This is a genomic window from Halomonas sp. Cn5-12, from assembly GCF_021532545.1.
Lineage (GTDB): Bacteria > Pseudomonadota > Gammaproteobacteria > Pseudomonadales > Halomonadaceae > Vreelandella > Vreelandella aquamarina.
The window spans coordinates 18,512-44,378 of the sequence record NZ_JAKGAY010000006.1 but is presented as its reverse complement, the minus strand read 5'-3'; the positions used below and the strand labels follow the sequence as shown (position 1 = coordinate 44,378).

The window sequence follows — 25,867 nt, the reverse complement described above, 5'->3', positions numbered from 1 at the left end:
CTTAACGAGTGCCCTCGAGCACGGTTCCTAGCTGTTGTAGATAGGCCACCAGCGCAGTGATTTCCTGCTGGCCGCGTACTTCGGCGGTGGCGTTGGCGATATCTTCATCGGTGTAGGGAACGCCCAGCTGACGCAGCACACGCATCTTGCGCGGTGTCGCTTCGCCATCCAGGGTGCGCTCGAACAGCCAGGGGTAAGCCGGCATGATGGACTCGGGCACGACATCGCGCGGGTTGTACATGTGGGCACGGTGCCAATCATCACTGTAACGACCACCTACGCGCGCCAGGTCTGGCCCAGTACGCTTGGAGCCCCACAGGAAGTTGTGCTCGTATACTTGCTCACCAGCAACGTTGTAGTGGCCGTAGCGCTCGGTTTCGGCGCGGAACGGGCGAATCATCTGGGAGTGGCAGCCCACGCAGCCTTCGCGGCGGTAGATGTCTCGACCTTCCAGCTCCAGCGCGCTTAGCGGGCGCAGCCCCTCCACGGGCTCCGTCGTATCCTTTTGAAAGAACAGTGGCACAACTTCGGCCAGGCCGCCAAAGCTGATCGCAACCAGGATCAAGACGGCGAGTAGGCCAACGTTCTTTTCGACAATCTCATGTTTCATTGGTCTGAACTTCCCCGGTTTAAGCGGCTTGCGGCGCAGTGAGGCTGATGGCTTCACGACGCTTGACGGTCATGTACACGTTGAACGCCATAATCAGCATGCCGGTTACCCAGAAAAGGCCGCCAATCATGCGGACAATGTAGCCGGGGCCGCTGGCTTCAACAGACTCCACGAAGGTGTACATCAGCGTGCCGTCGGCGTTGATGGCGCGCCACATCAGGCCCTGCATGATGCCGTTGACCCACATGGCGGCGATGTACAGTACGGTACCGATGGTGGCCAGCCAGAAGTGCACGGCGATCAGGCTGACGGAGTACATTTCGGTGCGACCGAAGACCCGCGGGATCAGGTGGTACATGGAGCCGATGGTGATCATGGCTACCCAGCCAAGTGCGCCAGCGTGTACGTGCCCAATGGTCCAGTCGGTGTAGTGCGACAGCGCGTTGACGGTCTTGATCGCCATCATCGGGCCTTCAAAGGTCGACATGCCGTAGAACGACAGAGCTACTACCAGGAAGCGCAGCGTTGGGTCGGTGCGCAGCTTATGCCAAGCGCCTGACAGGGTCATCATGCCGTTGATCATGCCACCCCAGGAAGGTGCCAGCAGAATGATCGACATAATCATACCCAGTGACTGCGCCCAGTTGGGTAGCGCGGTGTAGTGCAGGTGGTGAGGACCTGCCCACATGTAGATCATGATCAACGCCCAGAAGTGGACGATAGACAGACGGTAGGAGTAGATCGGACGCTCTGCCTGCTTCGGTACGAAGTAGTACATCATGCCCAAGAAACCTGCGGTCAAGAAGAAGCCGACCGCATTATGGCCATACCACCACTGCACCATGGCGTCGACAGCACCTGCGTAAATCGAGGTGGAGTACATAGGCGTGACGGGAAGTGCGGCGTTATTAACAATGTGTAGAACGGCAACGGTCAGAATAAACGCAGCAAAGAACCAGTTCGCCACATAAATGTGCGACGTGGTGCGTTTCTTAATCGTCATTAAGAAGACGATCGCATAGCTGATCCATACTACTGCCAGCAGTATATTGATCGGCCACTCAAGCTCTGCGTACTCTTTAGTAGTGGTGTAGCCCAGCGGCAACGTTACTACTGCAGACAGGATGACCGCTTGCCACCCCCAAAAGGTAAACGCTGCGAGCTTGTCAGAGAACAGCCGTGTCTGACAGGTCCGCTGTACGACGTAGTAGGACGTCGCAAAAAGCGCTGAGCCACCAAAGGCGAAGATAACGGCGTTAGTATGTAACGGACGCAGGCGCCCGAAGCTAGTCCAAGGTAGGCCGAGGTTCAGCTGCGGCCAGACCAGTTGGGAGGCAAGGATAACGCCAAGCGCCATACCTACAATGCCCCACACAACGGTCATAATCGCGAACTGCCGAACTACCTTGTAATTGTAGGTCGGGTGTTCCAATGCTGTGCTCATTTCATGTTCCCATCGAACGCGGTTAGGGGGTAACCCGTGGCATTTTGCACGGATGCGGCCACCCGCTTGATGATGCAGGTCAAGATCCGGCCTAGATTCTATCGCAGCCGCGCCCTAAGCTGAACACGCCAATGGATGTAACGTTGAATTATTAGGAGGGCTGGGTGTCCTATTACGCTGATCTTGGGTTTGAGGCCATCACCCCAGAGGCGTTGCGTGAACGCACCGCCAGCCCCGCTGTTCAGCGGTTTCTCGTGGAGGGGGTTGGCCCGGTGAGCGTCTCGGGCATCCCTGAGCTGGGGCGAATTCTGCTAGCTCATGGCGCCGGGGCAGGCCACCTATCCGAGTTTATGCGGCAATTTGCCGCGATGCTGGCCAGCAAGAGGCTACAAGTGTGGGCGATCGATTTCCCCTATATGCAGCAGATGAGCGAGGAAGCAAAGCGCCGGCCTCCGCCTCCCGTCAAGAAAACGCTGGAACACTTTGCCGCTTGGTATGCCCTGCTGGCGTCAAGCAGTGGTTCGCCTTTGTGGGTTGGGGGTAAATCCATGGGCGGGCGTGTGGCATCGCTCTTTGCCAGCCAGCATCGCTGTGCAGGTGTCGCAGGTGTCATTGCGGCAGGCTATCCGTTTCACCCACCCAAAAAGCCCGACTCCCTTCGCACCGATCATTTTCCTGACATCTCTATGCCTATGCTGATTCTGCAAGGTGAGCGTGATCCGTTTGGCTCTCGTGATGAGGTGGCCCACTACGCTTTACCTGACTCCCTACACGTTCATTGGCTAACCGATGGCGACCATGATTTTAAGCCACGACGAAGTTCTGGAGTAAATCAGCAAGTTTTGATTGACGAAGCAGCCATAGTTGCGGCATCCTTCGTCCGCGCTCAGTTAGCGGTTGCCGCGAGAACGTGCAGCACGCTGGTTTAAATCAAAAATTTAAACACAACGTGTTGACATTCCAACAGGCTTCTGTAGAATGCAGCGCCACGTGACCAGCGGGTGGTTAGCTCAGTTGGGAGAGCACCAGCCTTACAAGCTGGGGGTCACTGGTTCGAACCCAGTACCACCCACCATTGATTTGGTGCCCTGGAAACGTGATGCGGTAACTGATGTATATGCGGACCGGTAGTTCAGTTGGTTAGAATGCCGGCCTGTCACGCCGGAGGTCGCGAGTTCGAGTCTCGTCCGGTCCGCCATCATTATGTTTATTTGCATGCGCTAAGTTATCGCTATTCGGACCGGTAGTTCAGTCGGTTAGAATGCCGGCCTGTCACGCCGGAGGTCGCGAGTTCGAGTCTCGTCCGGTCCGCCACGATAACTTAATAAGTAGTTATATTGATAAGCGATAAGCTTTCAATATCCCGGGTGGTTAGCTCAGTTGGGAGAGCACCAGCCTTACAAGCTGGGGGTCACTGGTTCGAACCCAGTACCACCCACCATTCAGTTTCACATTTATGCGCCTCTGAACCGCTTAAATTGTCTGTTGAATGGTTATGTGTCTTACAGTGGACCGGTAGTTCAGTCGGTTAGAATGCCGGCCTGTCACGCCGGAGGTCGCGAGTTCGAGTCTCGTCCGGTCCGCCATTAAGCACCTGTCGGCAGTCATTAAGATAAAGCCGAAAAAATTCCAAAAAAGCCCGAATCATAGATTCGGGCTTTTTTATTGCGCGTACATAACACGCTAACAGCACCGTGCAGTCAATGAGCTGCACGGTGCTGTTACTTGCTTTTGTTACTTGCTATGGAAGCGTTAGGCGATTGCGCTGACGCCTGCTTTGGCAATTTGCACGTCTTGATCTGGCTTGACGCCAGAAATGCCAACAGCGCCGACGACTTGGCCATCCACGATGATCGGCACGCCGCCAGATAGCAGACCCTGTAGCGGCGCAGAGACAAACGCCGTGCGGCCACCGTTAATCATCTCTTCAAACACTTGGGTCTCTTTACGACCCAGGGCCGCGCTACGCGCTTTTTGGGTAGCGACATCGGCGCTGAACGGGGCAGCACCGTCTAAACGGCGCAGTGCCAGTAGGTGGCCACCATCGTCAGTAACGGCAATGGTGACCGGCCATCCGTTGTTGTCAGCTTCTTTCTGGGCAGCGTCGAGAACTTGGATAACGTCGGCTTGGCCTAAAACAGCTTTGGTTTGCATCAAAGGATCCTTCTTATCATAGGGATTAAAGCGCTGCGCCCAACCGTTAATACGTTGTGAAAGCGCAGCGAGTGTACAGGGTTATACCAGGGCAGCGTCTACGACTTCTACCCAGTGGCGTACCGGCGTGCGGTTGGCGCTGGCGAGATGGGTCTGACAGCCGATGTTGGCGGTCACAATCACCTCAGGGTTGCCTGCTTCTAGCGCATTCAGCTTGTTATCGCGCAGCTGAGTGGCGAGCTCTGGCTGTGTGACCGAGTAGGTGCCTGCCGAGCCGCAGCACAGGTGGGCATCTTTCACGGGCGTGAGTGCAAAGCCGAGTTTGCTAAGCACGCCTTCCACTGCGCCGTTGAGTTTCTGGGCGTGCTGCAGCGTGCAGGGGCAGTGGAAGGCTAAGCGCTGGTGCTCTTTAAGCTGCAGCGCCTCGAGCGGCTCGTCGCGCAGTATTTCGACGATATCCTTCGCCAGTGCGCTGACTTTTTTGGCCTTTTCAGCGTAGGCGGGGTCGTCCTTGAGCATGTCAGCATACTCTTTGACGAACGCGCCGCAGCCGCTGGCGGTTTGTACGATGGCTTCGGCGCCCTGCTCGATTTGCGGCCACCAGGCATCGATGTTGGCGCGCATCCGCTCGCGGCCCGCCTCTTGGGCATTGAGGTGGAAGTCGATGGCCCCGCAGCAGCCAGCTTCACTAATCGGTGTGACGCTAATGCCCAAACGGTCGAGCAGGCGCGCCGTGGCTGCGTTGGTGTTGGGCGACAGGCCGGGCTGCACGCAGCCTTCTAGAATCAACACCTTGCGGGCATGGCGCTGGCTGTTGGGTCGCTGGCCTGCATCGACCGGTGCGGGCGGCATTTTGCTACGCAGTTTGCCGGGCACTAGGGGCTTGAAGGTTTGCCCTAGCGTTAGTAGCGCTTTGAAGCGTTTCGGATCCACCAGCATTTTGCGCAGCGCATAGCGCTGGGCGCGCTCGGCGGCTGGTCGCGGCACGCGGCGGTCGATTTCGGCGCGGCCAATGTCCAAAAGTTTGTGGTACTCCACGCCAGAGGGGCAGGTCGTCTCACAGTTGCGGCAGGTTAGGCAACGGTCGAGGTGAAGACGAGTCTCTTCGGTGACTTGGTCATCGTCATCGCGGCTCTCCAGCAACTCTTTCATCAAGTAGATGCGCCCGCGCGGTCCGTCTCGCTCATCGCCCAGTAGCTGATAGGTAGGGCAGGTGGCGTTACAAAAGCCGCAGTGTACGCAGGTGCGCAGAATGCGCTCGGCTTCCTGGATATGCGGTTTCTGGCGGTCGGCATCGGTAAAGTGCGTCTGCATGTCAGCTCTCCTGATTAAAATGCCGCATAAAGACGACCAGGGTTGAAAATGCCGTGGGCATCCAGCTCGGCCTTCAGGTTGCGGTGGTACTTCTCGACCACAGCATTCAGCGGAGTAAACGGTGACTCCGCGCCCCCTTGGGCATGCGGGGTGTAGCAGGTAGCGTGGCCACCGGCCTTCTGGCATGCATCGCGCAGCGTGTCTGCGGGTAGTGCGGTTTTCACCCAGCGTTGGCTGCCGCCCCAATCATAGAAGATATCGCTTTCATCAACGGCGAGCTCTAGCGCTGGGGTATGGGGCGGTAGCGAGAGGCGCCACAGTGCTTGCCCTTCATTGAGGCTGAAAAAGCCATGCTGCTGGTCACGCAGCTGTTGCCAGAAATCCGCAGACAGTTCTTCACCGCCTAGGCGCTCTTTCGTGGCCTTGACGGAGCTTTCACCCCCTTCCAGCCGAATAAACAGCTCACCTGCGTGCCATGCCGCAGCGGTAATAGGCAGCGGCTGGCGGCCAAGCTCAGAGAGCTTCGCTAAGGCATCTTGCAAGCTCATTTCAAGGCGCAGGCTGTGGCTGGCGGTGGGTATGGGCAGCACCTTAAACGAGATATCGGCCAGCACGCCCAGCGTGCCCTGGGCACCTGCCATCATGCGGGACAGGTCATAGCCGGCCACGTTTTTCATGACTTCGCCGCCAAAGCGCAGCAGTTTGCCTTCCTGGGTGATCACCCGGGTGCCCAGCACGAAATCCCGTGCGGCACCTGCCCAAGGGCGGCGAGGGCCGGACATGCCGGTGGCCACCGCGCCGCCAATGGTGCTGGCGTCGCCAAAGATCGGTGGCTCGAAAGGCAGCATTTGATGTTTTTCTGCCAGTGCCGCGTTCAGCGCGCTCAGGCGGGTGCCTGCCCGTACCGTGACGACGAGTTCGATAGGGTCGTAAGAGACGATGCCGCTATGCGCTGCGACATTGAGTTCCGTGCCTTCCACCGGGCGGCCATAAAAGGCCCGGGTGTTGCCCGCTACAATGCGTAGCGGGGTGCGGTCGTGGTAGGCGCTACGAACCTGTTCGCACAGCTCATTGGCGATATCTCGGTCGGCAGCGTGTATCGCTAGTTCGGTCATGGTCGATCCTTATAGCATCAGAAGCGTGGCAGTTCTGGATGCGGTAACTCGTTGTTATGCACATGCATCGCGCCAAATTCGGCACAGCGCGCCAGGGTGGGAATATTTTTCCCTGGGTTGAGCAGCCGTTTGGGGTCGAACGCCGCTTTTAGCGCGTGGAAGACCGTCAGCTCATCGGGCTGGAACTGGCTGCACATCTGGTTGATTTTTTCGCGCCCAACGCCATGCTCTCCGGTAATCGAGCCACCGGCGGCCACGCATAGCTCCAGGATCTTGCCGCCTACGTCTTCCGCCAGGGCAAGCTGACCCTCTTTGTTGGCATCGAACAGGATCAGCGGGTGCATATTGCCGTCACCCGCGTGGAATACGTTGGCCACGGGCAGGCCGCTCTCTTCTGAAAGTGCGGCAATGCCTTTCAACACGCGCGGCAGCTCGCGGCGGGGAATGGTGCCATCCATGCAGTAGTAGTCGGGTGACATGCGGCCTACGGCAGGGAAGGCATTCTTGCGTCCGGCCCAGAACTTGGCGCGCTCGGCTTCGTCCCGCGCCTGTTGAATGTTAGTGGCTCCGGCCTTTTCCAGTACGCGGCGCACGGTGTCGCAATCGTCGTCCACGTCGGCTTCCACACCATCCAGCTCACAGAGCAGAATGGCTTCGGCTTCCACGGGGTAGCCTGCCTTGATGAAATCTTCGGCGGCTTTGATGGCGAGCTTATCCATCATTTCCAGGCCACCGGGGATAATGCCTGCGGCAATGATGTCGCCCACCGCGCGGCCCGCTTTTTCAATATCATCAAAGCTGGCCATCAGCACTTTGGCGGTTTGTGGCTTGGGCAGCAGCTTCACGGTGATTTCCGTGACCACCCCAAGCATGCCTTCTGAACCGTTCATCAAAGCCAGAAGGTCGAAACCGGGGGCATCCAGGGCTTCAGAGCCCAGCGTCATGTGCTCGCCTTCAATGGTCAGGACATCCACGCGCATGACGTTATGCACGGTAAGACCATACTTCAGACAGTGCACGCCGCCTGCATTTTCAGCCACGTTGCCGCCAATCGAGCAGGCAATTTGTGAGGAGGGGTCGGGGGCGTAGTAGAGCCCGTAAGGGGCGGCCGCCTCGGAAATGGCAAGGTTGCGCACCCCAGGCTGAACGCGGGCAATGCGCGCGTCGGGGTCAACGGTAATAATTTGGTTGAACCGCGACATAACCAGCAGCACGCCCTGCTCAAGCGGCAGTGCGCCGCCGGAAAGGCCGGTGCCTGCGCCCCGGGTCACCACGGGTACGCCCAGTGCATGGCAGCGCTTTAACAGGCCCTCGACCTGTTCCAACGTTTCCGGCAGGGCCACCAACATGGGCAGCACGCGATAGGCGGCGAGGCCATCGCACTCGAAAGGACGTAAATCCTCCTCACGATGCAATAGCGTCAAAGAGGGGACAGCGCCTTGCAGGTCGCTGAGTACGTCAGCTTTATCACGGTGGACAAGCTCGCCATCGAGGCGCTCGTCGAAAAGGATATTCATGTTAACTCCTATGGATGAGGAGGATAGATGGCTATCTAATCACTTTATGGAAAATACTTCCATAACGTATGAGTGGTTTTGGAATTGTTTTTCATAAAGTACTTGAGGAGTGGTCGGTCAGGTAAAATACATCTTTTTAATATAGTGCTGGGTAGCCCTAGGGCTACCCAGCGGGTGATGACCAATGAGGTAAAGAGGCCCTTTACATCAACGGGTCAGTAACACCAAGGACATAAAACGCGATCAGCGCGATAATGCCAGCAAAGACTAGGTAATAAATGGTCGGGATGATCGTTTTACGAATGGTGGTGCCCTCGCGGCCGAGTAGGCCAACAGTAGCCGACGCCGCCACGACGTTGTGAATTGCGATCATGTTACCTGCGGCAGCACCCACGGCTTGCAGTGCCACCATCATGGCTGTGGACAGCCCCAGCGTTTCGGCCACGCTAAACTGGAACTCCGCCAGCATTAGGTTAGACACCGTGTTGGAGCCTGCAATAAAGGCGCCCATGGCCCCCACAGCGGGGGCAAAGAACGGGTAGATGCCGCCCACACCGTTAGCCACCGCTTGCGCCATCATGACGGGCATCGAGACCAGGTCCGCGCCGTTGACGCCGGAGTTGATCAGGATACGTACCATCGGCACAGTGAAGATCAGGACGAAGCCCGCACCAAAAATGGTTTTGGTCGACTCGGATACTGCAGCGCTTAGCTGGCGCGGGTTCATGCGGTGCAGGAAGTAGGTCACCAGCACGACCGCTAGGATGATACCGCCGGGCAGGTAGAGAGGCTGGATGCCACCGCTCACGCCTGCTTCGCCGAAGATATTGGCCCAGTTCAGGTTGATGGAGGTTAACGCAGCTTTGAGCGGCTCGATGGTGCGTGAGGCTACCAGGAACAGAGCGAGCAGTACGTAAGGCACCCAACCTTTAAAGGTCGACATCGGTGCTTTACCGGCCACATCGTCAAGCTTGATTTGCAGGTTGCCGATCCACTCATCCGGCCAAGCGGTCGATTCTGGGAAGTCCCAGGTATCTTTGGGCAGCAGGAAGCCTTTACGTGCAGCAGGCACCACAATCGCTAAGCCCACCATCGCGCCAATCATGGAAGGGAATTCCGGCCCAAGCAGCACGCCCACCAGCATGTAAGGCACCACGAAAGAGACACCCGTGAAGATGGCGAATGGTGCAATCGAGAGCCCCTCTTTCCAAGAGCGGTTGGCACCGAAGAAGCGCACCATTACCAGTACGAGGATTAGCGGCATCAAAATACCCACGATACCGTGGGTGATCGCCACCGAACTGGTCACCTGCTGGAAAAACACGTCCCAAGTAGAGCCGTTCGCTTCTAGCTGCGCGGTAATGTCGGCACGGTTTAAGCCGCTACCCACACCCACCACAACAGGCGTACCCACGGCGCCAAACGACACTGGCGTGGATTGGATCATCATACCCACGACCACCGCCGCCAGAGCCGGGAAGCCCAGCGCTACCATTAGTGGCGCTGCCACGGCAGCGGGCGTACCGAAACCGGACGCGCCTTCGATGAAGCAGCCAAACAGCCAAGCAACAATCAGCGCCTGTACGCGACGGTCTGGGCTAATGCCCGAAAAGCCGTTACGAATGGCAGTAATACCGCCCGAGTGCTTTAGCGTGTTGAGCAGCAAGATAGCGCCGAAGATAATCCACAGCAGGCCAGCGGTCTGGATAAGCCCCTGTACGGTGGATGCCGCCACGCGGCTAAACGACATATCCCAGGCGGTTAGGCCAATAATGGCCGCCGTGAGGAAGACAATCGGCATCGCTATCTTGGCCGGGACTTTAAAGCCTATGAGCAAAATCCCAGCCAGCAATAGCGGCAGAAATGCCAGTAGAGCGAGTATAGTTTCATTCATGGGAGGAACGGCCCCTTGTTATTGATTTGGTATGCTCCGCGAAAGCCAACGTGTCATTTCAATGATAGTTGGGTCAGCGTGAAAGATACGGTTAGGCGGGCAGAATGACTACATTGGAAAATTGGTCTTACCAGTTGACGTGGGCCGTTTTGAGCATAATTTAAGCGGTCGTTTTAATTTAACGTGTTGTTTTTAAGATGTTTTAAACATTGTATCAGAGTGTTAATACAGCAACAGTCATTAGACTAATAGACAGTGCAGCAGGCCTTCGCGCGGTGGGTTACGAACGTCGCTTGTGTCGCTAACCACTTAGACTCACTGTAGGTGGCGGATTGACCCCTGTAAAAAAGGAGAACTAACAATATGGCAATAACACTTTATGACCTGTGCGGCCGTGATGAGCGCCTACGCTTTTCGCCTTATTGCTGGCGGGTACGTATGGCGCTTGCCCATAAAGGGTTGGACTACACAACAGTAGCCTGGCGTTTCCAAGAAAAAGAGGCGCTGGCGTTTGCCAACTACGACAAAGTACCCGTGTTGACCGATGGCGACACGGTAGTGACCGATAGCTTCGAGATCATGCGCTATCTGGACCGCGCCTACCCCGAAGCCCCGGTGCTGGGCGAGGGTGTAAGCCTTCAGCGCGTGATGTTTTTTAAACAGCTGGTAGAGCGAAGCATTACGCCTGCGCTGTTCAAGATTGTGGTGTTGGATCTCCTAGAGGCGATTCACCCTGATGACCGCGCTTACTTCCGTAAAACCCGGGAGGCGCGTTTTGGCGCTACCTTAGAAGCCGTCAGCAATCCGGAGCAGGGGCGTCAGCAGCTTAAACAGGCACTGGTACCGGTAAGCGCTCAACTGAAAGAGAGTCTATTTTTGGATGGTGAAACGCCCAGTGGTGCGGATTACTTGCTGTTTGGCAGCATGATGTGGGCCTATACCGTTTCTACCGAGCCGCTCGTGGAAGAAAGTGACCCTGTAGCAGCGTGGTTTGCGCGTATGCTAGAGGTGCATGATGCAGCTGCTGGCCAAGCCATGACGATTCGTGATCTATAACAGGTAAGGCGGCCATGGCCGCCTTACACCCACAGGCAACACTAACGGCGTAGTCCGTTAGTGTGAAAGGAGATGGCAATGATTGACCTGTATTACTGGACAACCCCGAATGGCCATAAAATCTCCATCATGCTTGAAGAGGCAAAGCTGGCTTACCGTGTTAAGCCCGTTAACATTGGCCGCGGCGAGCAGTTTGACCCTGAGTTTCTAACCATTGCTCCTAATAACCGCATTCCCGCCATTGTTGACCACTCCCCCCAAGACGGCGGCCAGCCGATGGCGCTGTTTGAGTCAGGTGCGATTCTTGAATATCTCGCCGATAAGACAGGGCAATTTCTGCCAGCAGAAGGGCGAGAACGCTATGTGGTACTGCAGTGGCTGCACTGGCAGGTGGGTGGGCTTGGCCCTATGGCGGGCCAGAACCATCACTTTTGCCACTACGCACCGCAGAAAATTGAGTACGCCATAGAGCGCTATGTACGCGAGACCAACCGGCTCTACAGCGTGCTGGATCAACGACTCTCTCAGCAGCATTATGTTGGCGGCGACCGCTACTCCATTGCGGATATGGCGATCTACCCCTGGATTGTGCCCTGGGAGAAGCAGCGTCAAACCTTGGAAGAGTTCCCCGATCTTGAACGCTGGTTCGAAGAGGTATCGCAACGCCCGGCGGTGCGTAAAGCCTACGCGCTAGTGGAAGATATCAATCCCCAAGCGGGCATCACGATGGATGATGAAGCTCGTAAACATCTGTTTGGCAACCGTTAATCCAACGGCTTTTTCTGGTCTTTGAGTGGGCGAAAGTGTGGCAAGCGCAGCATGTTGAAAATCATGTTGCGCTGCACAAAAATCGCTGCTAGCTTTGTGGGTAGCAACGGCAAACGCCCACTACCGGCCTGCCTCGGCGCGGGTCGAATCGCTAGCTCACTCAAGGAGATTGCGTGATGAACAAGGCCGCAGAGAAAACCAGTCAGCAGTTCGAGTCGGTATTCGTGTCCCCCATGCGTTCCTACACGTTGGCGGCACTGAACTACTACGAGCAGCTGGTCGGCGCGCAGATGGATGCAGCCCGTGCCTACTCCGACATGACCATTGCCCAAGCGCGCACGTGGTTAGACGTAGACGTAAAAGACGCGGACAGCTTCAAAAAAGCGATGGAGAGCCAGCAAAAAACTGCTGCCGATCTGATGGAGCGCATGAAAGGCGACTCTGAAAAAGTCACTTCTATCAGCCAGAGCTTCATGCAAGACAGCCAGAAAATGGCCGAAGAAACGACCAAGAAAGCGGTAGAGACTGCCAAGCAGTAATTATCCCGCTTGAGTGAAAAGATGCCGCGCCTGGAATTATTCCAGGACGCGGCATTTTTTTGCGTACTTGTTACTTAGCATGTTTTTTTGGTTAGTAGGAGGCGTGGCGATTATAGCGAGGCCTCGTTAGCGCGTGCTCGGAGCCGGAAGCGTGCAATACGAATAATTTGTTGAATCGCGGTTTCACGCTCTTGGGCCAAGCCGTTCTCCAAACGCTCTTCGAATGCCGCGAGGATGTCGTAGCGGTTCAGTCCTTTCACCGCAATGACGAACGGAAAGCCAAATTTCTCTTTATAGGCCGCGTTGAGCTGCTCAAAGCGGGAAAATTCCTCGGGCGAGCACTGGTCGAGCCCTGCGCCTGCCTGCTCGCTGGTGGAGTCGTGCGTCAATTCTCCCGCCAGTGCGGCCTTACCCGCTAGATCGGGGTGGGCCCGAATAACGGCAATCTGCTGCTCGGGCGTTGCCTGACGCAGCATTAAACCCATCAGTTCGGCTAGCGCGTCAGGGTTGTCATGTTTAGGACGCAGGCCCTGGTGCCAAGCGGCTTCTGCCACCCAGGGCGAGTGCTCATACACATCGCCATAGTGGGCGACGAAGTCTTCCAGGCTGCATTGGCTGGGGGCAGGGGATAATGTGAGTGGGGTAGCGGTCGGCACAAAAACTCTCCAGGCGTGCGAAAAGGGAAATGCTGTATACAATAAATAGCATCAACGGTACTCTTTGACCAATAGGTCAAGCTCTACACATACCCTCCATCCATAACACCAACAACCCCGCCAATGTAAGGAGTGACGATGGGACGCTTAACTACCCACGTGCTGGATACCGCCAAAGGACAGCCCGGCCAAGGCATTACCATTGAGGTTTTTCGGCTAGCGGACGGCAGCCGCGAGCATTTAGGCACCACCGTCACTAATAGCGATGGCCGCTGCGATGCCCCCATTTTAAAAGGCGATGCGCTAACGCCAGGCGAGTATGAGCTTGTGTTCCACGCTGGAGACTATCTGCGCGCTCAAGGGGTAGAAGCCGCTGAACCGCGCTTTTTAGACGTTATTCCGCTGCGCTTCGGCGTGGCCGATGCAAGCCAGCACTATCATGTACCGTTGCTGCTTTCGCCCTACGGCTACTCCACTTACCGTGGTAGCTAAGAGGACTAGGCATGCAAGCGTATATCATCGAGTTTGTGAATCTACTGCTGCGCTGGTTACACGTGATCGCAGCGATTGCATGGATCGGCGAGTCGATCTACTTCGTGATGCTGGATAACGGCCTGCGCACTCCCAAAGCCGCTGAAGATCGTGAAAAGGGTGTTTTTGGCGAGATGTGGGCTGTACATGGTGGCGGTTTCTATCATAACCAGAAATATGCCACGGCCCCGGCCAAGCTGCCCAACGACCTGCACTGGTCGTTCTGGAAAGCCTATACGACGTGGCTATCGGGTTTTGCGCTGTTCGTCATTCTCTACATGGTGAACCCCGGTTTCTACTTAGTGAACCCGGACAGCAACTGGGCCTGGGCGGCTAACCTTACCGGTTGGCAGGCCAATCTGCTGGCGCTTGGGTTCCTGCTAGGCGGCTGGGTGGTTTATAACGAGCTATGTAAGCGCATCAGCCCCAACATGGAGCGCGATGGACTGCTGAGTATTGCCGTAGCGGTGATGATGGTGGTGGTGGCCTACTTAAGCACCCAGATGTTTACTGGGCGGGCGGCATTTCTGCTCACCGGCGCGGTAATGGCCACGGCTATGTCGGCCAACGTCTTTTTCTGGATCATTCCCGGCCAGCGCCGCATGGTGAAAGCCATGAAGGCGGGCGAGGCTCCCAACCCACTAGACGGCAAGCGCGGCAAGCAGCGTTCGGTGCACAACACCTACTTCACGCTCCCCGTGGTGCTGCTGATGGTGAGTAATCACTACTCCTTTATCTACGCCCACGAGCTCTCTTGGGTGGTAATGGTGCTGTTTATCTTTGCCGGAGCGCTGATTCGTCAGTTCTTTGTACTGATGCATGCCGGTAACATTCAGCCTGCCTACCCTGCAGTAGGCGTTGGGCTGATTTTGCTCGCGTTCTGGGTGGCCGCGCCCAGCCCAAGTAGCATCGCAGAAAGCACTGGCGGTGCGCCCACACAAGCGCAGATATCTGGATTGATTGAGCAACACTGCACCCAGTGCCATGCCCGCAACCCCGAGCATGCCGGTTTCTCCGCGCCGCCTGCAGGCTATGCCTTTGATAGCTGGGACGATATTCTTGGTCACAAAGCGCAAATCCAACAGGTCGTTGGCAGTCGCTACATGCCGCTTGGTAATATCACCAACATGAGTGACGAAGAGCGCGATATCATTGCGGCCTGGGAGGAGTAATCAGAGTCGCAGACAGGAGACACTATGAGTGATGCGCAGGCGGCGTTAAAGCGGAGGCCTTCTGACAAAGAGGGCGATGAGCGCCACGAAGCGATTTACCGGGCGGTGAGCGATGCGATTGTGGAGCAGCGCCTTAAGCCCGGCGCTCGGCTGCGTGAAGATGCGCTAGCGGAAGTATTCGGTATTAGCCGCACGGGGATTCGTAAGATCCTTCAGCGGCTGGCGCTGGAGCAGCTTGTTACCTTGACCCCGCGTCGTGGGGCTAGCGTGACGCGCCCCACTGCCGATGAAGCGAAAGACGTGTTCGATGCCCGCCAGTTGATCGAGTGTGGCCTCATGCCCGATGTGGCCAGGCGAATGAACGCCGCGGCGGCAGCGGAGCTTCGCGACATGGCACGTGAGGAACGCCAAGCTCTACGCAGCGGCCAGCAGAGTGTGGCGATTCGTCTTTCGGCGGATTTTCACGTGCGTCTCGCGCAGCTTTCCGGCAACGCCACCCTGGCGGAATTCGTTGAACGCCTCTGCTCGCGCTCATCGCTGATCCTCGCCGTTTACGGCCAGCGCGGCCACCTAGGCTGCGAATCCCACGACCACGATGACCTGATTGGCTACCTGGAAACCGGCAACGGCGAGCGTGCCAAAGCCTTTATGAGCCGCCACCTCAAAGCCATCGAAGCCTCGCTCTCCATGGTTGAAGAGGAAGAGAATGTACCGGATCTGCAGCAGATTTTTGGTGTTTAGCGACGACGCATCTGCTCAGCTGTAATATTTTCTATATTGTATACAAAAATAGAGCGCTTTTCTGCGATGCGCAAGCCCTTTCATGCGATGGGTTGGCGTTCGTAGAGTTGACCAAGTGTTCAGGTTTCAATGGGTTAGCGCGCTATTACGCCTAAAATCGTCGTTATCTCAACTAATTAGCCCTGAGTCGAATTGCGATGGTTGTTCAAAATGGCTGTTTTGTATACAAACTAAAACGCTCTGCCTCTGTTAAGGAGCCTGTTCATGACCTCTCATTACCCCCGCGATTTAATCGGCTATGGTCGCACGCCGCCCCACGCTAACTGGCCAGGCAAGGCCAAGATCGCCGTTCAATTTGTGCTTAATTATGAGGAGGGCGGCGAGAACTGTGTGCTGCACGGTGATTCAGGCTCGGAGCAGTTTTTGTCCGAGATTATTGGCGCGGCCAGCTATCCAGACCGCCATTTGAGCATGGAATCCATCTACGAGTACGGCTCCCGCGCTGGCGTGTGGCGTATTCTGCGCGAGTTCGAGCGCCGTGGGTTGCCACTGACCGTATTTGGGGTGGCGATGGCGCTAGAGCGCCATCCGGATGTGGCCCAGGCGTTTAAAGAGCTTGGCCATGAAGTGGCGTGCCACGGCTACCGTTGGATTCACTACCAAGAAACTCCTGAGCATGTCGAGCGCGAACATCTGCAAAAAGCCATGGAGATCTTCCAGCGCTTGTACGGTGAAAAGCCTGAAGGCTGGTACACCGGGCGCGATAGCCCCAATACGCGCCGTTTAATTCTGGACGAAGGTGGTTTCCTTTACGACAGCGATTACTACGGCGACGACCTACCGTTCTGGACCAAGGTGAGCGATAGCCAGGGGGCTGAGCATAACCACCTGATCGTGCCTTACACCTTAGATACCAACGACATGCGCTTTGCTGCTCCGCAAGGTTTCAATACGGCGGACCACTTCTTTACCTACCTGCGCGACGCCTTTGATGTACTGTACGCCGAAGGGGAAGAGGCGCCGAAGATGCTCTCAATTGGTATGCACTGCCGTTTGTTGGGCCGCCCGGGGCGCTTCCGCGCACTGCAGCGCTTCTTAGACCATATTGAAGCCCACGACCGAGTGTGGGTAGCACGCCGGGTGGATATCGCCCGCCACTGGGCGGAGCATCATCCGGCACCGACTCGTTAAAAGGCAGCATCATAATGAATAAAACGACTTACTACGCCCCCTCCGGCGGTCACCCGCCGCAAACCCAACTCACCGCTGACCGTGCGGTCTTTACCGAAGCCTATGCATTGATTCCCAAAGGCGTGATGCGCGATATCGTGACCAGCAACCTGCCGTTTTGGGAGGGCACTCGGTTATGGGTGCTGGCGCGTCCGCTGTCAGGGTTTGCGGAAACCTTCTCCCAGTACATCATGGAAGTGCAGCCTGAGGGCGGTAGCGATAAGCCTGAGCTAGACCCCCAGGCGGAAGGCGTGTTGTTTATTGTGCAGGGTGAGTTAACGCTCACTTTAGCGGGTGAGCGCCATACGATGGGGCCGGGTGGCTACGCGTTTATTCCACCTGGCAGCCACTGGCAGGTGCGCAATGAAACCCGCGAGCCGGTGCGTTTCCACTGGGTGCGCAAAGCCTACGAGTATGTAGAAGGTCTGGAAGTGCCCAAAGCCTTCGTGACCAATGAGCAGGAGATTGCACCGATCGAAATGCCGGGCACCGAAGGCCGCTGGGCCACGACGCGTTTTGTCGACCCTAACGACGTGCGCCACGATATGCACGTCAATATCGTCACCTTTCAGCCGGGCGGCGTGATTCCGTTTGATGAAACCCACGTGATGGAACACGGCCTCTACGTACTTGAAGGCAAAGCGGTGTATCACTTGAACCAGCAGTGGGTCGAAGTGGAAGCGGGCGACTTTATGTGGCTACGCGCCTTCTGCCCTCAGGCGTGCTACGCCGGTGGCCCTGGCCCGTTCCGCTACCTGTTGTACAAAGACGTTAACCGCCATGCGGCGCTCAAAATCTGAGTTGGGAAGCCCACCACAACTAATACTCGTTAGGATGATGCTATGTTAAATCTGACGGCAAAACCGCTGACGACGGAGGCGTTTGCGCCCTTTGGAGACGTCATCGATGCCCGCACCTCCGCATCGTTCCCGATTAACGCCGGGTGCACCCAGCGCCATCACGATCTCGCCAAGGTAGAAACCCTCGGCGACAACGCTCGAACGCTGATCAATATTTTTGTCAGCCAGCCAGTGACGCTGCCGCTCAATCTCACGTTTTTAGAGCGCCACCCCCAGGGCAGTCAGGCGTTTATGCCACTGCATCAGGAGCGCTTTATTGTGGTGGTGGCACCACCTGGCGACACCATCGCGCCAAACGAGGTGCAGGCGTTCGTCACCGACGGCCGCCAAGGGGTGAACTACCACGCCGGTACTTGGCACGCGATTCAGTCGGTGCTGGAGCGCGAAGGGGAATTCCTGGTGGTGGATCGCGGTGGGGATGGCAATAACTGTGACGAATATCCCCTGGCTGTTACCGTCACTTTAGCGGAATAGCCCACCGCAAGTGCATGCGAGTGTCATCTTGGTTGGGTTATGCTGATAAGCTGACACTCCACTCTATATGAACGGTTAGGACATTTATGAGCGCAAACACCCATATCCCCCTTCGTCGTACCAAAATTGTCGCGACCCTCGGCCCCGCCAGCGACCGTGAAGGCGTGCTGGAAGCCATGTTGAAGGCGGGGGTGGATGTGGTCCGCTTGAACTTTTCCCACGGCACGGCCGATGACCATCGTCGCCGTCTTGCCCGTGTGCGTGAAATCGCCGCTCAGCTAGGCCGCAGCGTGGCCGCGCTGGGCGATTTGCAAGGCCCCAAAATTCGCGTTGCCCGCTTTAAAGAGGGGGCGGTTTATTTAGAAGAGGGCCAGCCGTTTGTACTGGATATGGCCATGGATAGTGACGCTGGTGATATCCACGGCGTCGGCTGCGATTACAAAACCCTGGCGGATGATGTAACTGCGGGCGACCGCCTGCTGCTGGATGATGGCCGCGTGGTGCTGGATGTTACCCGTGTAGAGGGCAAGCAGGTACACACCGAGGTGGTGGTGGGCGGCAAGCTCTCTAACCATAAAGGCATTAACAAGCAGGGCGGCGGGCTATCTGCCCCCGCGCTGACAGAAAAAGATAGAGCCGATCTGAAAACCGCCGTCGAGATTGGCGTTGATTATTTAGCTATTTCCTTTCCCCGTTCAGCGGAGGATATGCAGGAAGCCCGCCGCTTGCTGGGTGAAGAGGGCAAGGAAATTGGCCTCGTTGCCAAAGTGGAGCGTGCCGAGGCCGTGGCCGATGACGCCACGCTGGATGGCATTATCGAAGCCTCCGAAGCGGTGATGGTGGCCCGTGGCGACCTCGGCGTGGAAATTGGCGATGCCAAGCTGGTCGGCGTGCAAAAGCGGATGATCAAGCGCGCCCGTTCGCTTAACCGCGCGGTGATTACCGCCACCCAAATGATGGAGAGCATGATCTCCGCGCCGCTACCCACCCGCGCTGAAGTTTTCGACGTCGCTAACGCGGTGCTGGATGGCAGTGATGCGGTCATGCTCTCGGCAGAAACCGCCGCGGGCGACTACCCGCTGGAGACCGTAGAAGCGATGGCGCGTGTTTGTCTGGGTGCCGAGCGTGAGCGGGTCGCTCAAGAGTCGGGCCACCGTATCCACGAAGGCTTTACCCGCCCGGACGAAACCATTGCGCTATCGGCGATGTACGCTGCTAATCACATGAACGGCGTGGTGGCGATTGCTTGCATGACCGCCTCGGGCTACACGCCGTTGATCGCCTCGCGCATCCGCTCGGGCTTGCCTATCGTGGGGTTGGCTCACAACCCGATTGCCCAGCGTCGCATGGCCCTGTACCGGGGCGTGGTATCGCTTCCATTCGACACGTCGCAAATGACCGCCACCGAGCTGAATGATCAAGCGCTCACGCTGCTGGTGAAGCAGGGCGTCGCCAAGCCGGGAGACCACGTCATCCTGACCCGTGGCGACCACATGAACGCCCACGGTGGTACCAACACCATGAAAGTGATGGCTATTACCGAGCAACACGCCGACAGCGCAAAGGCCTAGCATATGCGCTTACTGCTGTTGCTATGCGGTTGGCTGTTAAGCGCGCCTGTGATGGCGGGCGCGCCCATTGTGGCGGCGGCGTCTAGCCTGCAGTTCGCCTTGGAAGAGGCTGCCCAGCAGTTCACTCAGCAAACCGGCCAGGCGCTGCGTCTCAATTTTGGCTCTTCTGGCAACTTTCGCCGCCAAATCGCCCAAGGCGCGCCCTTCGAGCTGTTTTTGTCAGCAGATGAAGGGTTCGTTCAGGCGCTTTACGACGAGGGCTACGTGGATAACGCGGGCGTGATTTACGCCCGAGGACGGCTAGCCTGGGTACAGCCGGCTGGCCGTTACTCCGTACCCAGTGAGCAAGCGCCGCTTGTCGGCGTGCAGGAGGCCATTACCGCCTGGGAAGAGGGGCAGCGGCTGCGTATCGCCATTGCTAGCCCTGAACACGCCCCTTACGGCGTGGCTGCCCGAGACGTGTTGCAAAAGGCGGGCCTATGGGAAGCCAGCGAACCGCTGCGGGTGCAAGGGGAGAATGTCTCCCAGGCGATGCAGTTTGCCCTTTCCGACGAGGCGCGAGGTGGCTTAGTGGCTTACTCGCTAGCAGTCGCGCCCGCGCTGGCGGAGCGCAGCGAGGCGGTGTTGATGCCTGAAACGTGGCATACGCCGCTGCGCCAGCGCATGGTGTTAACGCCGCAGGCTGGAGAAGTGGCTCAGGCGTTTTATGAGTGGCTGCAACAGTCTGACGCGAAAGCGATTTTTGAAGCCTACGGATTTAGTACCGATTAATGGACTGGTCGGCGTTCTCTGTATCGTTGCGGCTCGCGGCGTTTACCTGTCTCTTCTTATTACCTCTAGGCATTTGGTGGGGGCGCGTGCTGGCGACCGCACAGTTCCGTGGCAAGGGGCTGTGTGAGGCGCTGATTGCGCTGCCGCTGGTGCTACCGCCCACGGTGCTAGGGTTTTATCTGCTCCAGCAGTTTGGCCGTGATGCACCGTTAGGCGGTGCCTGGGCGGCGCTGACAGGGGGCGGGCTCAACTTTACCTTTAGCGGTATTTTGTTGGCTTCTCTGATTGCCAATCTCCCCTTTGCTATTCAGCCGATTCAGCGTGCCTTTGAGCATGTGCCTGCGAACCTGCGTGAGGCTGCGTGGTGCAGTGGGCTAAGCCCATGGCAAACCCTGTGGCGTATTGAATTGCCGCTGGTGTGGCCGGGCATTCTATCGGCGGCAGCGCTAACCTTTGCGCACACACTGGGCGAGTTTGGCGTGATTTTGTTGGTTGGCGGTGCGATTGATGGCGAGACCCGCACGCTCTCTATTGCCATTTATGATCGCGTCCAGGCCTTTGACGAGCAGGGTGCGGCGAGCATGTCTGCCCTCTTGCTGGTCATTTCCCTGGCAACCTTAGGCCTTGTCTATGGGCTCGCTAGCAAGCGTAGGTGGTCACGTGGATGATCTGATAGTGACCGCCCAACAGGCCGGCCCGATTCCACTCAATGCATCGTTTCGCTGCGCTCCTGGGGAGCTGCTGGCGCTGGTCGGGCCATCGGGAAGTGGTAAAACTACCTTGCTACGCACCATTGCGGGGCTTTACCAGCCGGAGCAGGGGCGGGTGAGCTGCGCGGGCGCGGAGTGGTTTTGGGCGCAGGAGGGCCAGCGCCGATCGCTGACGCCGCAAGCGCGCCGGATCGGCATGGTGTTTCAGGACTATGCGCTGTTCCCCCACCTAACGGCGCTGCAGAACGTTCAGCTTGCCATGGGGCATCTACCCCGCGCCCAGCGGCTTGAACAGGCTGCTCAGTGGCTCACTAAAGTGCGCTTGGAAGGCTTAGAGGCGCGCTACCCTAGTGAGCTGTCCGGCGGCCAGCGCCAGCGAGTGGCCTTGGCTCGCGCCTTGGCGAGGGAGCCCCAAGCGTTGCTGCTGGACGAGCCGTTCTCTGCGGTGGATCAAGTGACGCGTCGCCGCTTGCAGCGCGAGCTGGCACTGCTGCGCCAACACATCTCCATCCCCATCATTCTCGTTACGCATGACTTGGATGAAGCCAACGCGCTCGCCGATCAAATCTGCGTGTTGCATAACGGGGTGAGCCTGCAGCAGGGCACACCTGAAGTGCTGTTTCGACGGCCCGCTTCGCCGCTTGTCGCTAGGCTGCTGGATCGCCATAACGTTTTTACCGGGCAGGTTGTCGAGACGGTCCATGGGCGACGCTTGCAGTGGGGGGAATGGCTGCTAGAAGTCAGCGAAGGTATCGCCCAGTGTGAAGTAGGAGAGTCATTGGCCTGGTACCTGCCGCCGTCGGATATTGTACTGCATCGTCGGGGACGGCCTTCCCAAGGCGAACGCGAAAACCCGGTGGCGGCGACGGTCAGTGAAATGGTGGTGTTGGGCGGCATGACATCAATCTCGCTGCGTGTTTCCCACGGAGATATGCTACGTTTCGACATCGCCACCCACGCGGCTAAACGTAATCAGCTTAGCTTGGGGAAAAGGGTGCACGTCTCGCTGCTGGCTGAGGGGATTCATCTTATGCCCGCGCAGCGTACCCAAACGGCATCACACAACAAAAGGAACCTGTTATGACCCTGACACGCCGCCAACTGCTGAAAACCGCTGCCTGTGGTTCGCTTGCCGCCTGTTTACCCCTGCCGCTGTTAGCGGCTTGGGCGGCTGAACCCGCGCCAGCCAACACGCTGCCGCTGGCGATCCATAGCGAAGGTGGCCCGCATCGCCTGGATGTCGAAGTCGCCGAAACCGCTTCCCAGCGCCAGCGCGGCCTGATGGGACGTGAACATCTGCCAGAAACACGAGGCATGCTGTTCCGATTTGAGAGCGAGCAGCCTGCCGGTAACGCCTTTTGGATGTACCGGACGCTAATTCCGCTGGATATCGCTTATATCGACGGCGAAGGGCGCATCGTCGCCATCAACACCATGCCGCCCTGCGAATCTGATGCTCCTCAGGAGTGCCCCTCTTACCCTGCCGGGGCGGCCTATCATGCGGCGCTGGAAGTGAACGCGGGCTATTTTGCTGAGCGTGGCATACAGGTAGGCGACTGTGTCTCGGTGCCTGCGCTGGCCGGTTTTTGCCGCCCCGAATAACGTGCTTTGTTACGCCCTGGTTGGCCGCTGTTTTCCTACATTCAGCACAATTAGGGCAACGCCCGCGACTACTAGCCCGCCGCCCACCAGTTTATGGAAACCCATCGGGTCGCCCATCAGCAGTGCGCCAAGGCCAACGGCAAACACCGGGGTAAGCAGCGTCATTGGCACTACGCGATTCACCGGGTGGCGGCGCAGCAGCGCGTACCAAATGCCGTAAGCGGCGATGGACGACATAATGGCGGTATACGCCACCGCGCCCCAGCCCAGCCAGCTTGCCTGAGCGATGGCTTGCCACTGATTTTGCTCAAAGAGCCACGAGCCGAGCGCAACCTGAGGCACCGCAAAGAGCGCTACCCAACCTGCCAGCGCTAGTGGCGCAATGGGCGGCCCGCGTTTGATCAATAGCTGCGACACCGCCCAGCCAAACGCACTCAATAGCAAAATGGTTAACGGTAGCGGCGAGGGCAGCGTTGGCCCGCCCGCCAGCACCACCACACCTGCAAACGAGAGCAGCAGGCCTGCCAAGCGTTTAGGCCCTAATTTCTCTTTTAGGAATACCACCGCCAATAGCGTGGCAAACGGTGTGCCCATCTGCACAAGCAGCGCGCCTGTTCCAGCTTCCGCTTGCCCCAAACCAATAAACAGCAGCGCAAAGTGAAGGCTGCCAAACGTGATGGATAGCAGCACTAAAAAGGGCAACTGCGCCCGGGCTACCGGGTAAAACGGCACCAGCAGCGCGGCCACCAATATGAAGCGCAGGGTGGTCATTAACAGCGGCGGCAGCTCCGCTACGCCCACTTTGATCACAATAATATTGAGTGACCAAATAACAATGACCAACAGGCCCAGGAGAAAATCACGAAGCGGCACGGCGTTATCTCGGTTAGGGGGCGAGGGAGAGGCTATCAAGGGTGCTTATATAACGGTTGGAGAGCTTTTAAGCTAATAATCTAAACATAGTGTTATAGTAAAGCGGCAACAGTCGTTGTATCGAGATCAATAGTAATAACAGAGGAACGATTATGAAGAAAATCTCATCAACGTTGTTAGGCCTGACCATGGCGCTAGCGGCTTCCGCCCATGCAAACGACAAGCAGTTGGTCATTGGTACCAATAACTGGGCTGAAAATATTGCCGTCGCCAATATGTGGAAAATCGTGCTGGAAGAGGAGCACGGCTACGAGATTGAGCTGACCGATGTGGGCAAAAGCGTGCTGTACAGCGGTTTGGCCAATAACGATTTCGATATCTCTTTGGAAATCTGGCTACCCACGACGGACAAAGATTTTCTTGCGCCCTATAAAGATGAGATTGATGTGCACGACGTGTGGTACGAAGGCACTGGCCTAGGCATTGTGGTACCTAGTTACGTTGAGATCGACACCATCGACGCGCTGCGCGATAGCGCTGAACAATTCTCCTATCAAGGGCGCCCCACCATTATTGGGATTGATTCTGGCTCCGCGATTGCCGGGTCAACGGATGATGCCATCGATGCTTATGACCTGCCGATGCGTCAGCTCTATAGCTCCGACCCGGCGATGATGGCGGCCCTGGACGATGCCTATCAGCGTGAAGAGCCCATTGCCGTGACGCTGTGGAGCCCGCACTGGGCCTTTGCTGAATATGATCTCAAGTACCTGGAAGATACTCAGGGCGTTTACGGTGAAAGCGACGATATTTTCTGGTTCTCACGCAAAGGCTTCGCCGAAGACGACCCGTGGCTCACCCAAGTGCTGAACGAGTGGCATATGGATGACGATACCTTAGGCGGGTTGATGGCGACGATTGAACAGCAGGGCGACCCAGTAGAGGGAGCGCGCACCTGGATCGGCGAGAACCGCGAGTTAATCGATACGTGGCTGGCCGCTGGCGAATAGCATTTTAACGTAAGTCTCTATAACGCCCTGACGCGCAGGGCGTTCTGCTATGTATACACCTGAGGATACAACACTGAGTTGCCAAGACCGACCTTAGATGGCTTCCTTTCGCTTGCTAACTGCCTACAATGGGCGTGTGCCTGTTGCCTTTCACTGGGCCGGGCATCTCATAAGAACCGCAAAAAGTATTGATAAAAAAAGAACGGATAAAAAGGATCGACAATAATGATGCTGACACGCTCTATGGCTCGTTTTACCGCTGGCTTGGCTGGCGCTGCACTGCTCTCGGCTGCTTTTTCCGCGCAAGCGCGCGAACTCTCGGTCTCTACCGTGCTTTCAGAAGCCTTTCCTTGGGGGCAGGCCGCTGAAAAGTGGGCGGAGCTGGTAGAAGAGCGCAGTGGTGGTGAACTCACTCTGCGGGTCTACCCCAACTCTCAGTTGGTGTCGGGTGACCAAACCCGCGAATTTTCTGCCATGCGCTCTGGGCTGATTGATGCCGCCGTGGGTTCAACCATCAACTGGTCGCCCCAAGTGCCGGAATTGAACCTGTTCTCTTTACCGTTCTTTATTCCTGATGAAGCCGCTGTCGATGCCGTGACCGGCGGGGATGCGGGCACTATGGTGTTCGAGGCGATTGAGTCCCGTGGCGTTATTCCGCTTGCCTGGGGGGAAAATGGCTTCCGTCAGGTATCCAATTCCCTCGGCCCTATCAGCCAGCCGGAGGATCTGGATGGCCTGAAAATCCGCGTAGTGGGTTCGCCGCTGTTCCAGGATACGTTCTCCGCGCTAGGTGCCGACCCTACGCAGATGAGCTGGACCGACGCCCAACCGGCCCTCACCACGGGTGCGGTCGATGGCCAGGAGAACCCGCTTTCCGTATTTGATGTGGCGCGTATTGACCAGGTGGGCCAAGAGCATCTAACGCTCTGGAACTACATGAACGACCCGCTTGTTTTTGCCGTTAATCAGCAGGTATGGCAGTCGCTGAGTGAAGAGCAGCAGGCCATGCTGCGTGAGACAGCCGAAGAAGCGGGCGCGTGGGAAATTGCCATGACCCGTGAGCAGGAGAGCGAGCGTTTAGCCGCGATTCAAGAGCGTGGTGTCACGGTAACCGAGCTGACCGATGAGCAGTACCAGGCGTTTGTGGATGCCACTCAGTCGGTGTACGAAAAATGGACTCCGCGCATTGGTGAAGAGGTGGTAAATGCCGCCCAAGCCGCTATCAACGCACGTTAATTCTTCGAGGGTTTTGACT

The 25,867-nt window shown here is 57.4% G+C and carries 26 protein-coding genes and 5 tRNA genes; 22 read left to right on the top strand and 9 right to left on the bottom strand.

The window, feature by feature from the left end:
- Position 1: 1 nt before the first annotated feature.
- Entirely contained in the window at positions 2-610 is a 609-nt protein-coding gene (gene ccoO / locus L1249_RS05320; protein WP_016916188.1) for a cytochrome-c oxidase, cbb3-type subunit II, read from the bottom strand.
- Positions 611-629: 19 nt separating this feature from the next.
- On the bottom strand, positions 630-2,054 hold the full coding sequence (gene ccoN, locus L1249_RS05315; RefSeq protein WP_213262159.1) for a cytochrome-c oxidase, cbb3-type subunit I: 1,425 nt from the start codon (positions 2,052-2,054) through the stop codon (positions 630-632).
- 164 nt (positions 2,055-2,218) lie between these two features.
- Between ccoN and L1249_RS05310 the strand changes: the two genes are divergently transcribed.
- The 6 genes from L1249_RS05310 to L1249_RS05285 all read left to right on the top strand — a co-directional run bounded on the left by L1249_RS05310 (position 2,219) and on the right by L1249_RS05285 (position 3,640).
- Positions 2,219-2,983 carry an alpha/beta fold hydrolase gene (locus L1249_RS05310; protein ID WP_228219496.1) on the top strand — a complete coding sequence of 255 codons (765 nt, stop codon included), beginning with the start codon at positions 2,219-2,221 and terminating at the stop codon, positions 2,981-2,983.
- A gap of 70 nt (positions 2,984-3,053) precedes the next feature.
- Positions 3,054-3,129, top strand: a tRNA-Val gene (locus L1249_RS05305).
- 46 nt (positions 3,130-3,175) lie between these two features.
- Positions 3,176-3,252 (top strand) — tRNA-Asp (locus L1249_RS05300).
- 39 nt (positions 3,253-3,291) lie between these two features.
- Positions 3,292-3,368 (top strand) — tRNA-Asp (locus L1249_RS05295).
- 51 nt (positions 3,369-3,419) lie between these two features.
- Positions 3,420-3,495: transfer RNA gene (locus L1249_RS05290), tRNA-Val, on the top strand.
- 68 nt (positions 3,496-3,563) lie between these two features.
- Positions 3,564-3,640, top strand: a tRNA-Asp gene (locus tag L1249_RS05285).
- 166 nt (positions 3,641-3,806) lie between these two features.
- Here L1249_RS05285 and L1249_RS05280 read toward each other — a convergent pair.
- From L1249_RS05280 to L1249_RS05260, 5 genes are all read right to left on the bottom strand, one after another.
- The gene (locus L1249_RS05280; protein WP_235253437.1) at positions 3,807-4,208 is read right to left on the bottom strand and encodes a GlcG/HbpS family heme-binding protein; all 402 of its coding nucleotides are present in this window, start codon (positions 4,206-4,208) and stop codon (positions 3,807-3,809) included.
- Between the two features lie 81 nt (positions 4,209-4,289).
- On the bottom strand, positions 4,290-5,522 hold the full coding sequence (gene glcF, locus L1249_RS05275; RefSeq protein ID WP_139526394.1) for a glycolate oxidase subunit GlcF: 1,233 nt from the start codon (positions 5,520-5,522) through the stop codon (positions 4,290-4,292).
- Positions 5,523-5,536: 14 nt separating this feature from the next.
- Positions 5,537-6,637, bottom strand: a complete 1,101-nt coding sequence (gene glcE / locus L1249_RS05270) for a glycolate oxidase subunit GlcE (RefSeq protein WP_058577159.1) — start codon at positions 6,635-6,637, stop codon at positions 5,537-5,539.
- 17 nt (positions 6,638-6,654) lie between these two features.
- Positions 6,655-8,154: a glycolate oxidase subunit GlcD gene (glcD, locus tag L1249_RS05265; protein ID WP_235253435.1), complete on the bottom strand. Its 1,500-nt coding sequence runs from the start codon at positions 8,152-8,154 to the stop codon at positions 6,655-6,657.
- Positions 8,155-8,356: 202 nt separating this feature from the next.
- On the bottom strand, positions 8,357-10,048 hold the full coding sequence (locus L1249_RS05260; RefSeq protein WP_062360612.1) for an L-lactate permease: 1,692 nt from the start codon (positions 10,046-10,048) through the stop codon (positions 8,357-8,359).
- Positions 10,049-10,411: 363 nt separating this feature from the next.
- Here L1249_RS05260 and L1249_RS05255 point away from each other — a divergent pair, with 363 nt between their 5' ends.
- The 3 genes from L1249_RS05255 to L1249_RS05245 all read left to right on the top strand — a co-directional run bounded on the left by L1249_RS05255 (position 10,412) and on the right by L1249_RS05245 (position 12,411).
- On the top strand, positions 10,412-11,104 hold the full coding sequence (locus tag L1249_RS05255; protein WP_044628697.1) for a glutathione S-transferase family protein: 693 nt from the start codon (positions 10,412-10,414) through the stop codon (positions 11,102-11,104).
- Positions 11,105-11,182: 78 nt separating this feature from the next.
- Positions 11,183-11,872, top strand: coding sequence for a glutathione binding-like protein (locus L1249_RS05250; protein WP_235253434.1), 690 nt, complete (start codon positions 11,183-11,185; stop codon positions 11,870-11,872).
- A 176-nt stretch (positions 11,873-12,048) separates the two neighbouring features.
- On the top strand, positions 12,049-12,411 hold the full coding sequence (locus L1249_RS05245; RefSeq protein WP_235253433.1) for a phasin family protein: 363 nt from the start codon (positions 12,049-12,051) through the stop codon (positions 12,409-12,411).
- Positions 12,412-12,521: 110 nt separating this feature from the next.
- On the opposite strand, the gene uraD is transcribed toward L1249_RS05245, so the two are convergent.
- The gene (gene uraD, locus L1249_RS05240) at positions 12,522-13,067 is read right to left on the bottom strand and encodes a 2-oxo-4-hydroxy-4-carboxy-5-ureidoimidazoline decarboxylase (protein WP_235253432.1); all 546 of its coding nucleotides are present in this window, start codon (positions 13,065-13,067) and stop codon (positions 12,522-12,524) included.
- 138 nt (positions 13,068-13,205) lie between these two features.
- Between uraD and uraH the strand changes: the two genes are divergently transcribed.
- The 11 genes from uraH (at position 13,206) to L1249_RS05185 (ending at position 22,729) form a co-directional block, all read left to right on the top strand.
- Positions 13,206-13,559, top strand: coding sequence for a hydroxyisourate hydrolase (gene uraH / locus L1249_RS05235; protein WP_044628693.1), 354 nt, complete (start codon positions 13,206-13,208; stop codon positions 13,557-13,559).
- Between the two features lie 11 nt (positions 13,560-13,570).
- Positions 13,571-14,770 (top strand): urate hydroxylase PuuD, encoded by a 1,200-nt coding sequence (locus tag L1249_RS05230; RefSeq protein ID WP_089675526.1) that lies wholly within the window; start codon positions 13,571-13,573, stop codon positions 14,768-14,770.
- Between the two features lie 24 nt (positions 14,771-14,794).
- Positions 14,795-15,511, top strand: a complete 717-nt coding sequence (locus L1249_RS05225) for a GntR family transcriptional regulator (protein WP_235253431.1) — start codon at positions 14,795-14,797, stop codon at positions 15,509-15,511.
- Positions 15,512-15,775: 264 nt separating this feature from the next.
- Positions 15,776-16,702 carry an allantoinase PuuE gene (gene puuE / locus L1249_RS05220; protein ID WP_044628690.1) on the top strand — a complete coding sequence of 309 codons (927 nt, stop codon included), beginning with the start codon at positions 15,776-15,778 and terminating at the stop codon, positions 16,700-16,702.
- A 14-nt stretch (positions 16,703-16,716) separates the two neighbouring features.
- The gene (locus L1249_RS05215) at positions 16,717-17,541 is read left to right on the top strand and encodes a bifunctional allantoicase/(S)-ureidoglycine aminohydrolase (RefSeq protein ID WP_100732247.1); all 825 of its coding nucleotides are present in this window, start codon (positions 16,717-16,719) and stop codon (positions 17,539-17,541) included.
- A gap of 42 nt (positions 17,542-17,583) precedes the next feature.
- Positions 17,584-18,075, top strand: coding sequence for an ureidoglycolate lyase (locus tag L1249_RS05210; protein WP_235253430.1), 492 nt, complete (start codon positions 17,584-17,586; stop codon positions 18,073-18,075).
- Positions 18,076-18,161: 86 nt separating this feature from the next.
- On the top strand, positions 18,162-19,646 hold the full coding sequence (gene pyk / locus L1249_RS05205; protein ID WP_058577180.1) for a pyruvate kinase: 1,485 nt from the start codon (positions 18,162-18,164) through the stop codon (positions 19,644-19,646).
- 3 nt (positions 19,647-19,649) lie between these two features.
- Complete coding sequence (modA, locus tag L1249_RS05200; protein WP_062360630.1) at positions 19,650-20,417, top strand: molybdate ABC transporter substrate-binding protein; 768 nt, start codon at positions 19,650-19,652, stop codon at positions 20,415-20,417.
- Positions 20,417-21,085: a molybdate ABC transporter permease subunit gene (gene modB, locus L1249_RS05195; protein ID WP_044628685.1), complete on the top strand. Its 669-nt coding sequence runs from the start codon at positions 20,417-20,419 to the stop codon at positions 21,083-21,085. Before modA ends, modB begins: the two co-directional genes overlap by 1 nt.
- Entirely contained in the window at positions 21,078-22,211 is a 1,134-nt protein-coding gene (locus L1249_RS05190; RefSeq protein WP_235253429.1) for an ABC transporter ATP-binding protein, read from the top strand. Before modB ends, L1249_RS05190 begins: the two co-directional genes overlap by 8 nt.
- Positions 22,208-22,729 carry a DUF192 domain-containing protein gene (locus tag L1249_RS05185; protein WP_044628683.1) on the top strand — a complete coding sequence of 174 codons (522 nt, stop codon included), beginning with the start codon at positions 22,208-22,210 and terminating at the stop codon, positions 22,727-22,729. Before L1249_RS05190 ends, L1249_RS05185 begins: the two co-directional genes overlap by 4 nt.
- A 9-nt stretch (positions 22,730-22,738) precedes the next feature.
- Here L1249_RS05185 and L1249_RS05180 read toward each other — a convergent pair whose 3' ends face one another.
- Positions 22,739-23,602, bottom strand: coding sequence for a DMT family transporter (locus L1249_RS05180; RefSeq protein ID WP_235253428.1), 864 nt, complete (start codon positions 23,600-23,602; stop codon positions 22,739-22,741).
- Between the two features lie 152 nt (positions 23,603-23,754).
- On the opposite strand from L1249_RS05180, the gene L1249_RS05175 reads away from it, so the two are divergent.
- Both L1249_RS05175 and L1249_RS05170 read left to right on the top strand, forming a co-directional pair.
- Complete coding sequence (locus tag L1249_RS05175) at positions 23,755-24,612, top strand: glycine betaine ABC transporter substrate-binding protein (protein WP_044628681.1); 858 nt, start codon at positions 23,755-23,757, stop codon at positions 24,610-24,612.
- Positions 24,613-24,837: 225 nt separating this feature from the next.
- On the top strand, positions 24,838-25,848 hold the full coding sequence (locus L1249_RS05170; protein WP_235253427.1) for a DctP family TRAP transporter solute-binding subunit: 1,011 nt from the start codon (positions 24,838-24,840) through the stop codon (positions 25,846-25,848).
- Positions 25,849-25,867: the final 19 nt, after the last annotated feature.

Excerpts from the sequence above, each read along its gene's own strand:
- ccoO (WP_016916188.1), bottom strand. The coding sequence starts at position 610 with ATGAAACATGAGATTGTCGAAAAGAACGTTGGCCTACTCGCCGTCTTG.
- ccoN (WP_213262159.1), bottom strand. The coding sequence starts at position 2,054 with ATGAGCACAGCATTGGAACACCCGACCTACAATTACAAGGTAGTTCGG.
- L1249_RS05280 (WP_235253437.1), bottom strand. The coding sequence starts at position 4,208 with ATGCAAACCAAAGCTGTTTTAGGCCAAGCCGACGTTATCCAAGTTCTC.
- glcF (WP_139526394.1), bottom strand. The coding sequence starts at position 5,522 with ATGCAGACGCACTTTACCGATGCCGACCGCCAGAAACCGCATATCCAG.
- glcE (WP_058577159.1), bottom strand. The coding sequence starts at position 6,637 with ATGACCGAACTAGCGATACACGCTGCCGACCGAGATATCGCCAATGAG.
- glcD (WP_235253435.1), bottom strand. The coding sequence starts at position 8,154 with ATGAATATCCTTTTCGACGAGCGCCTCGATGGCGAGCTTGTCCACCGT.
- L1249_RS05260 (WP_062360612.1), bottom strand. The coding sequence starts at position 10,048 with ATGAATGAAACTATACTCGCTCTACTGGCATTTCTGCCGCTATTGCTG.
- L1249_RS05255 (WP_044628697.1), top strand. The coding sequence starts at position 10,412 with ATGGCAATAACACTTTATGACCTGTGCGGCCGTGATGAGCGCCTACGC.
- L1249_RS05250 (WP_235253434.1), top strand. The coding sequence starts at position 11,183 with ATGATTGACCTGTATTACTGGACAACCCCGAATGGCCATAAAATCTCC.
- L1249_RS05245 (WP_235253433.1), top strand. The coding sequence starts at position 12,049 with ATGAACAAGGCCGCAGAGAAAACCAGTCAGCAGTTCGAGTCGGTATTC.
- uraH (WP_044628693.1), top strand. The coding sequence starts at position 13,206 with ATGGGACGCTTAACTACCCACGTGCTGGATACCGCCAAAGGACAGCCC.
- L1249_RS05230 (WP_089675526.1), top strand. The coding sequence starts at position 13,571 with ATGCAAGCGTATATCATCGAGTTTGTGAATCTACTGCTGCGCTGGTTA.
- L1249_RS05225 (WP_235253431.1), top strand. The coding sequence starts at position 14,795 with ATGAGTGATGCGCAGGCGGCGTTAAAGCGGAGGCCTTCTGACAAAGAG.
- puuE (WP_044628690.1), top strand. The coding sequence starts at position 15,776 with ATGACCTCTCATTACCCCCGCGATTTAATCGGCTATGGTCGCACGCCG.
- L1249_RS05215 (WP_100732247.1), top strand. The coding sequence starts at position 16,717 with ATGAATAAAACGACTTACTACGCCCCCTCCGGCGGTCACCCGCCGCAA.
- L1249_RS05210 (WP_235253430.1), top strand. The coding sequence starts at position 17,584 with ATGTTAAATCTGACGGCAAAACCGCTGACGACGGAGGCGTTTGCGCCC.
- pyk (WP_058577180.1), top strand. The coding sequence starts at position 18,162 with ATGAGCGCAAACACCCATATCCCCCTTCGTCGTACCAAAATTGTCGCG.
- modA (WP_062360630.1), top strand. The coding sequence starts at position 19,650 with ATGCGCTTACTGCTGTTGCTATGCGGTTGGCTGTTAAGCGCGCCTGTG.
- modB (WP_044628685.1), top strand. The coding sequence starts at position 20,417 with ATGGACTGGTCGGCGTTCTCTGTATCGTTGCGGCTCGCGGCGTTTACC.
- L1249_RS05185 (WP_044628683.1), top strand. The coding sequence starts at position 22,208 with ATGACCCTGACACGCCGCCAACTGCTGAAAACCGCTGCCTGTGGTTCG.
- L1249_RS05175 (WP_044628681.1), top strand. The coding sequence starts at position 23,755 with ATGAAGAAAATCTCATCAACGTTGTTAGGCCTGACCATGGCGCTAGCG.
- L1249_RS05170 (WP_235253427.1), top strand. The coding sequence starts at position 24,838 with ATGATGCTGACACGCTCTATGGCTCGTTTTACCGCTGGCTTGGCTGGC.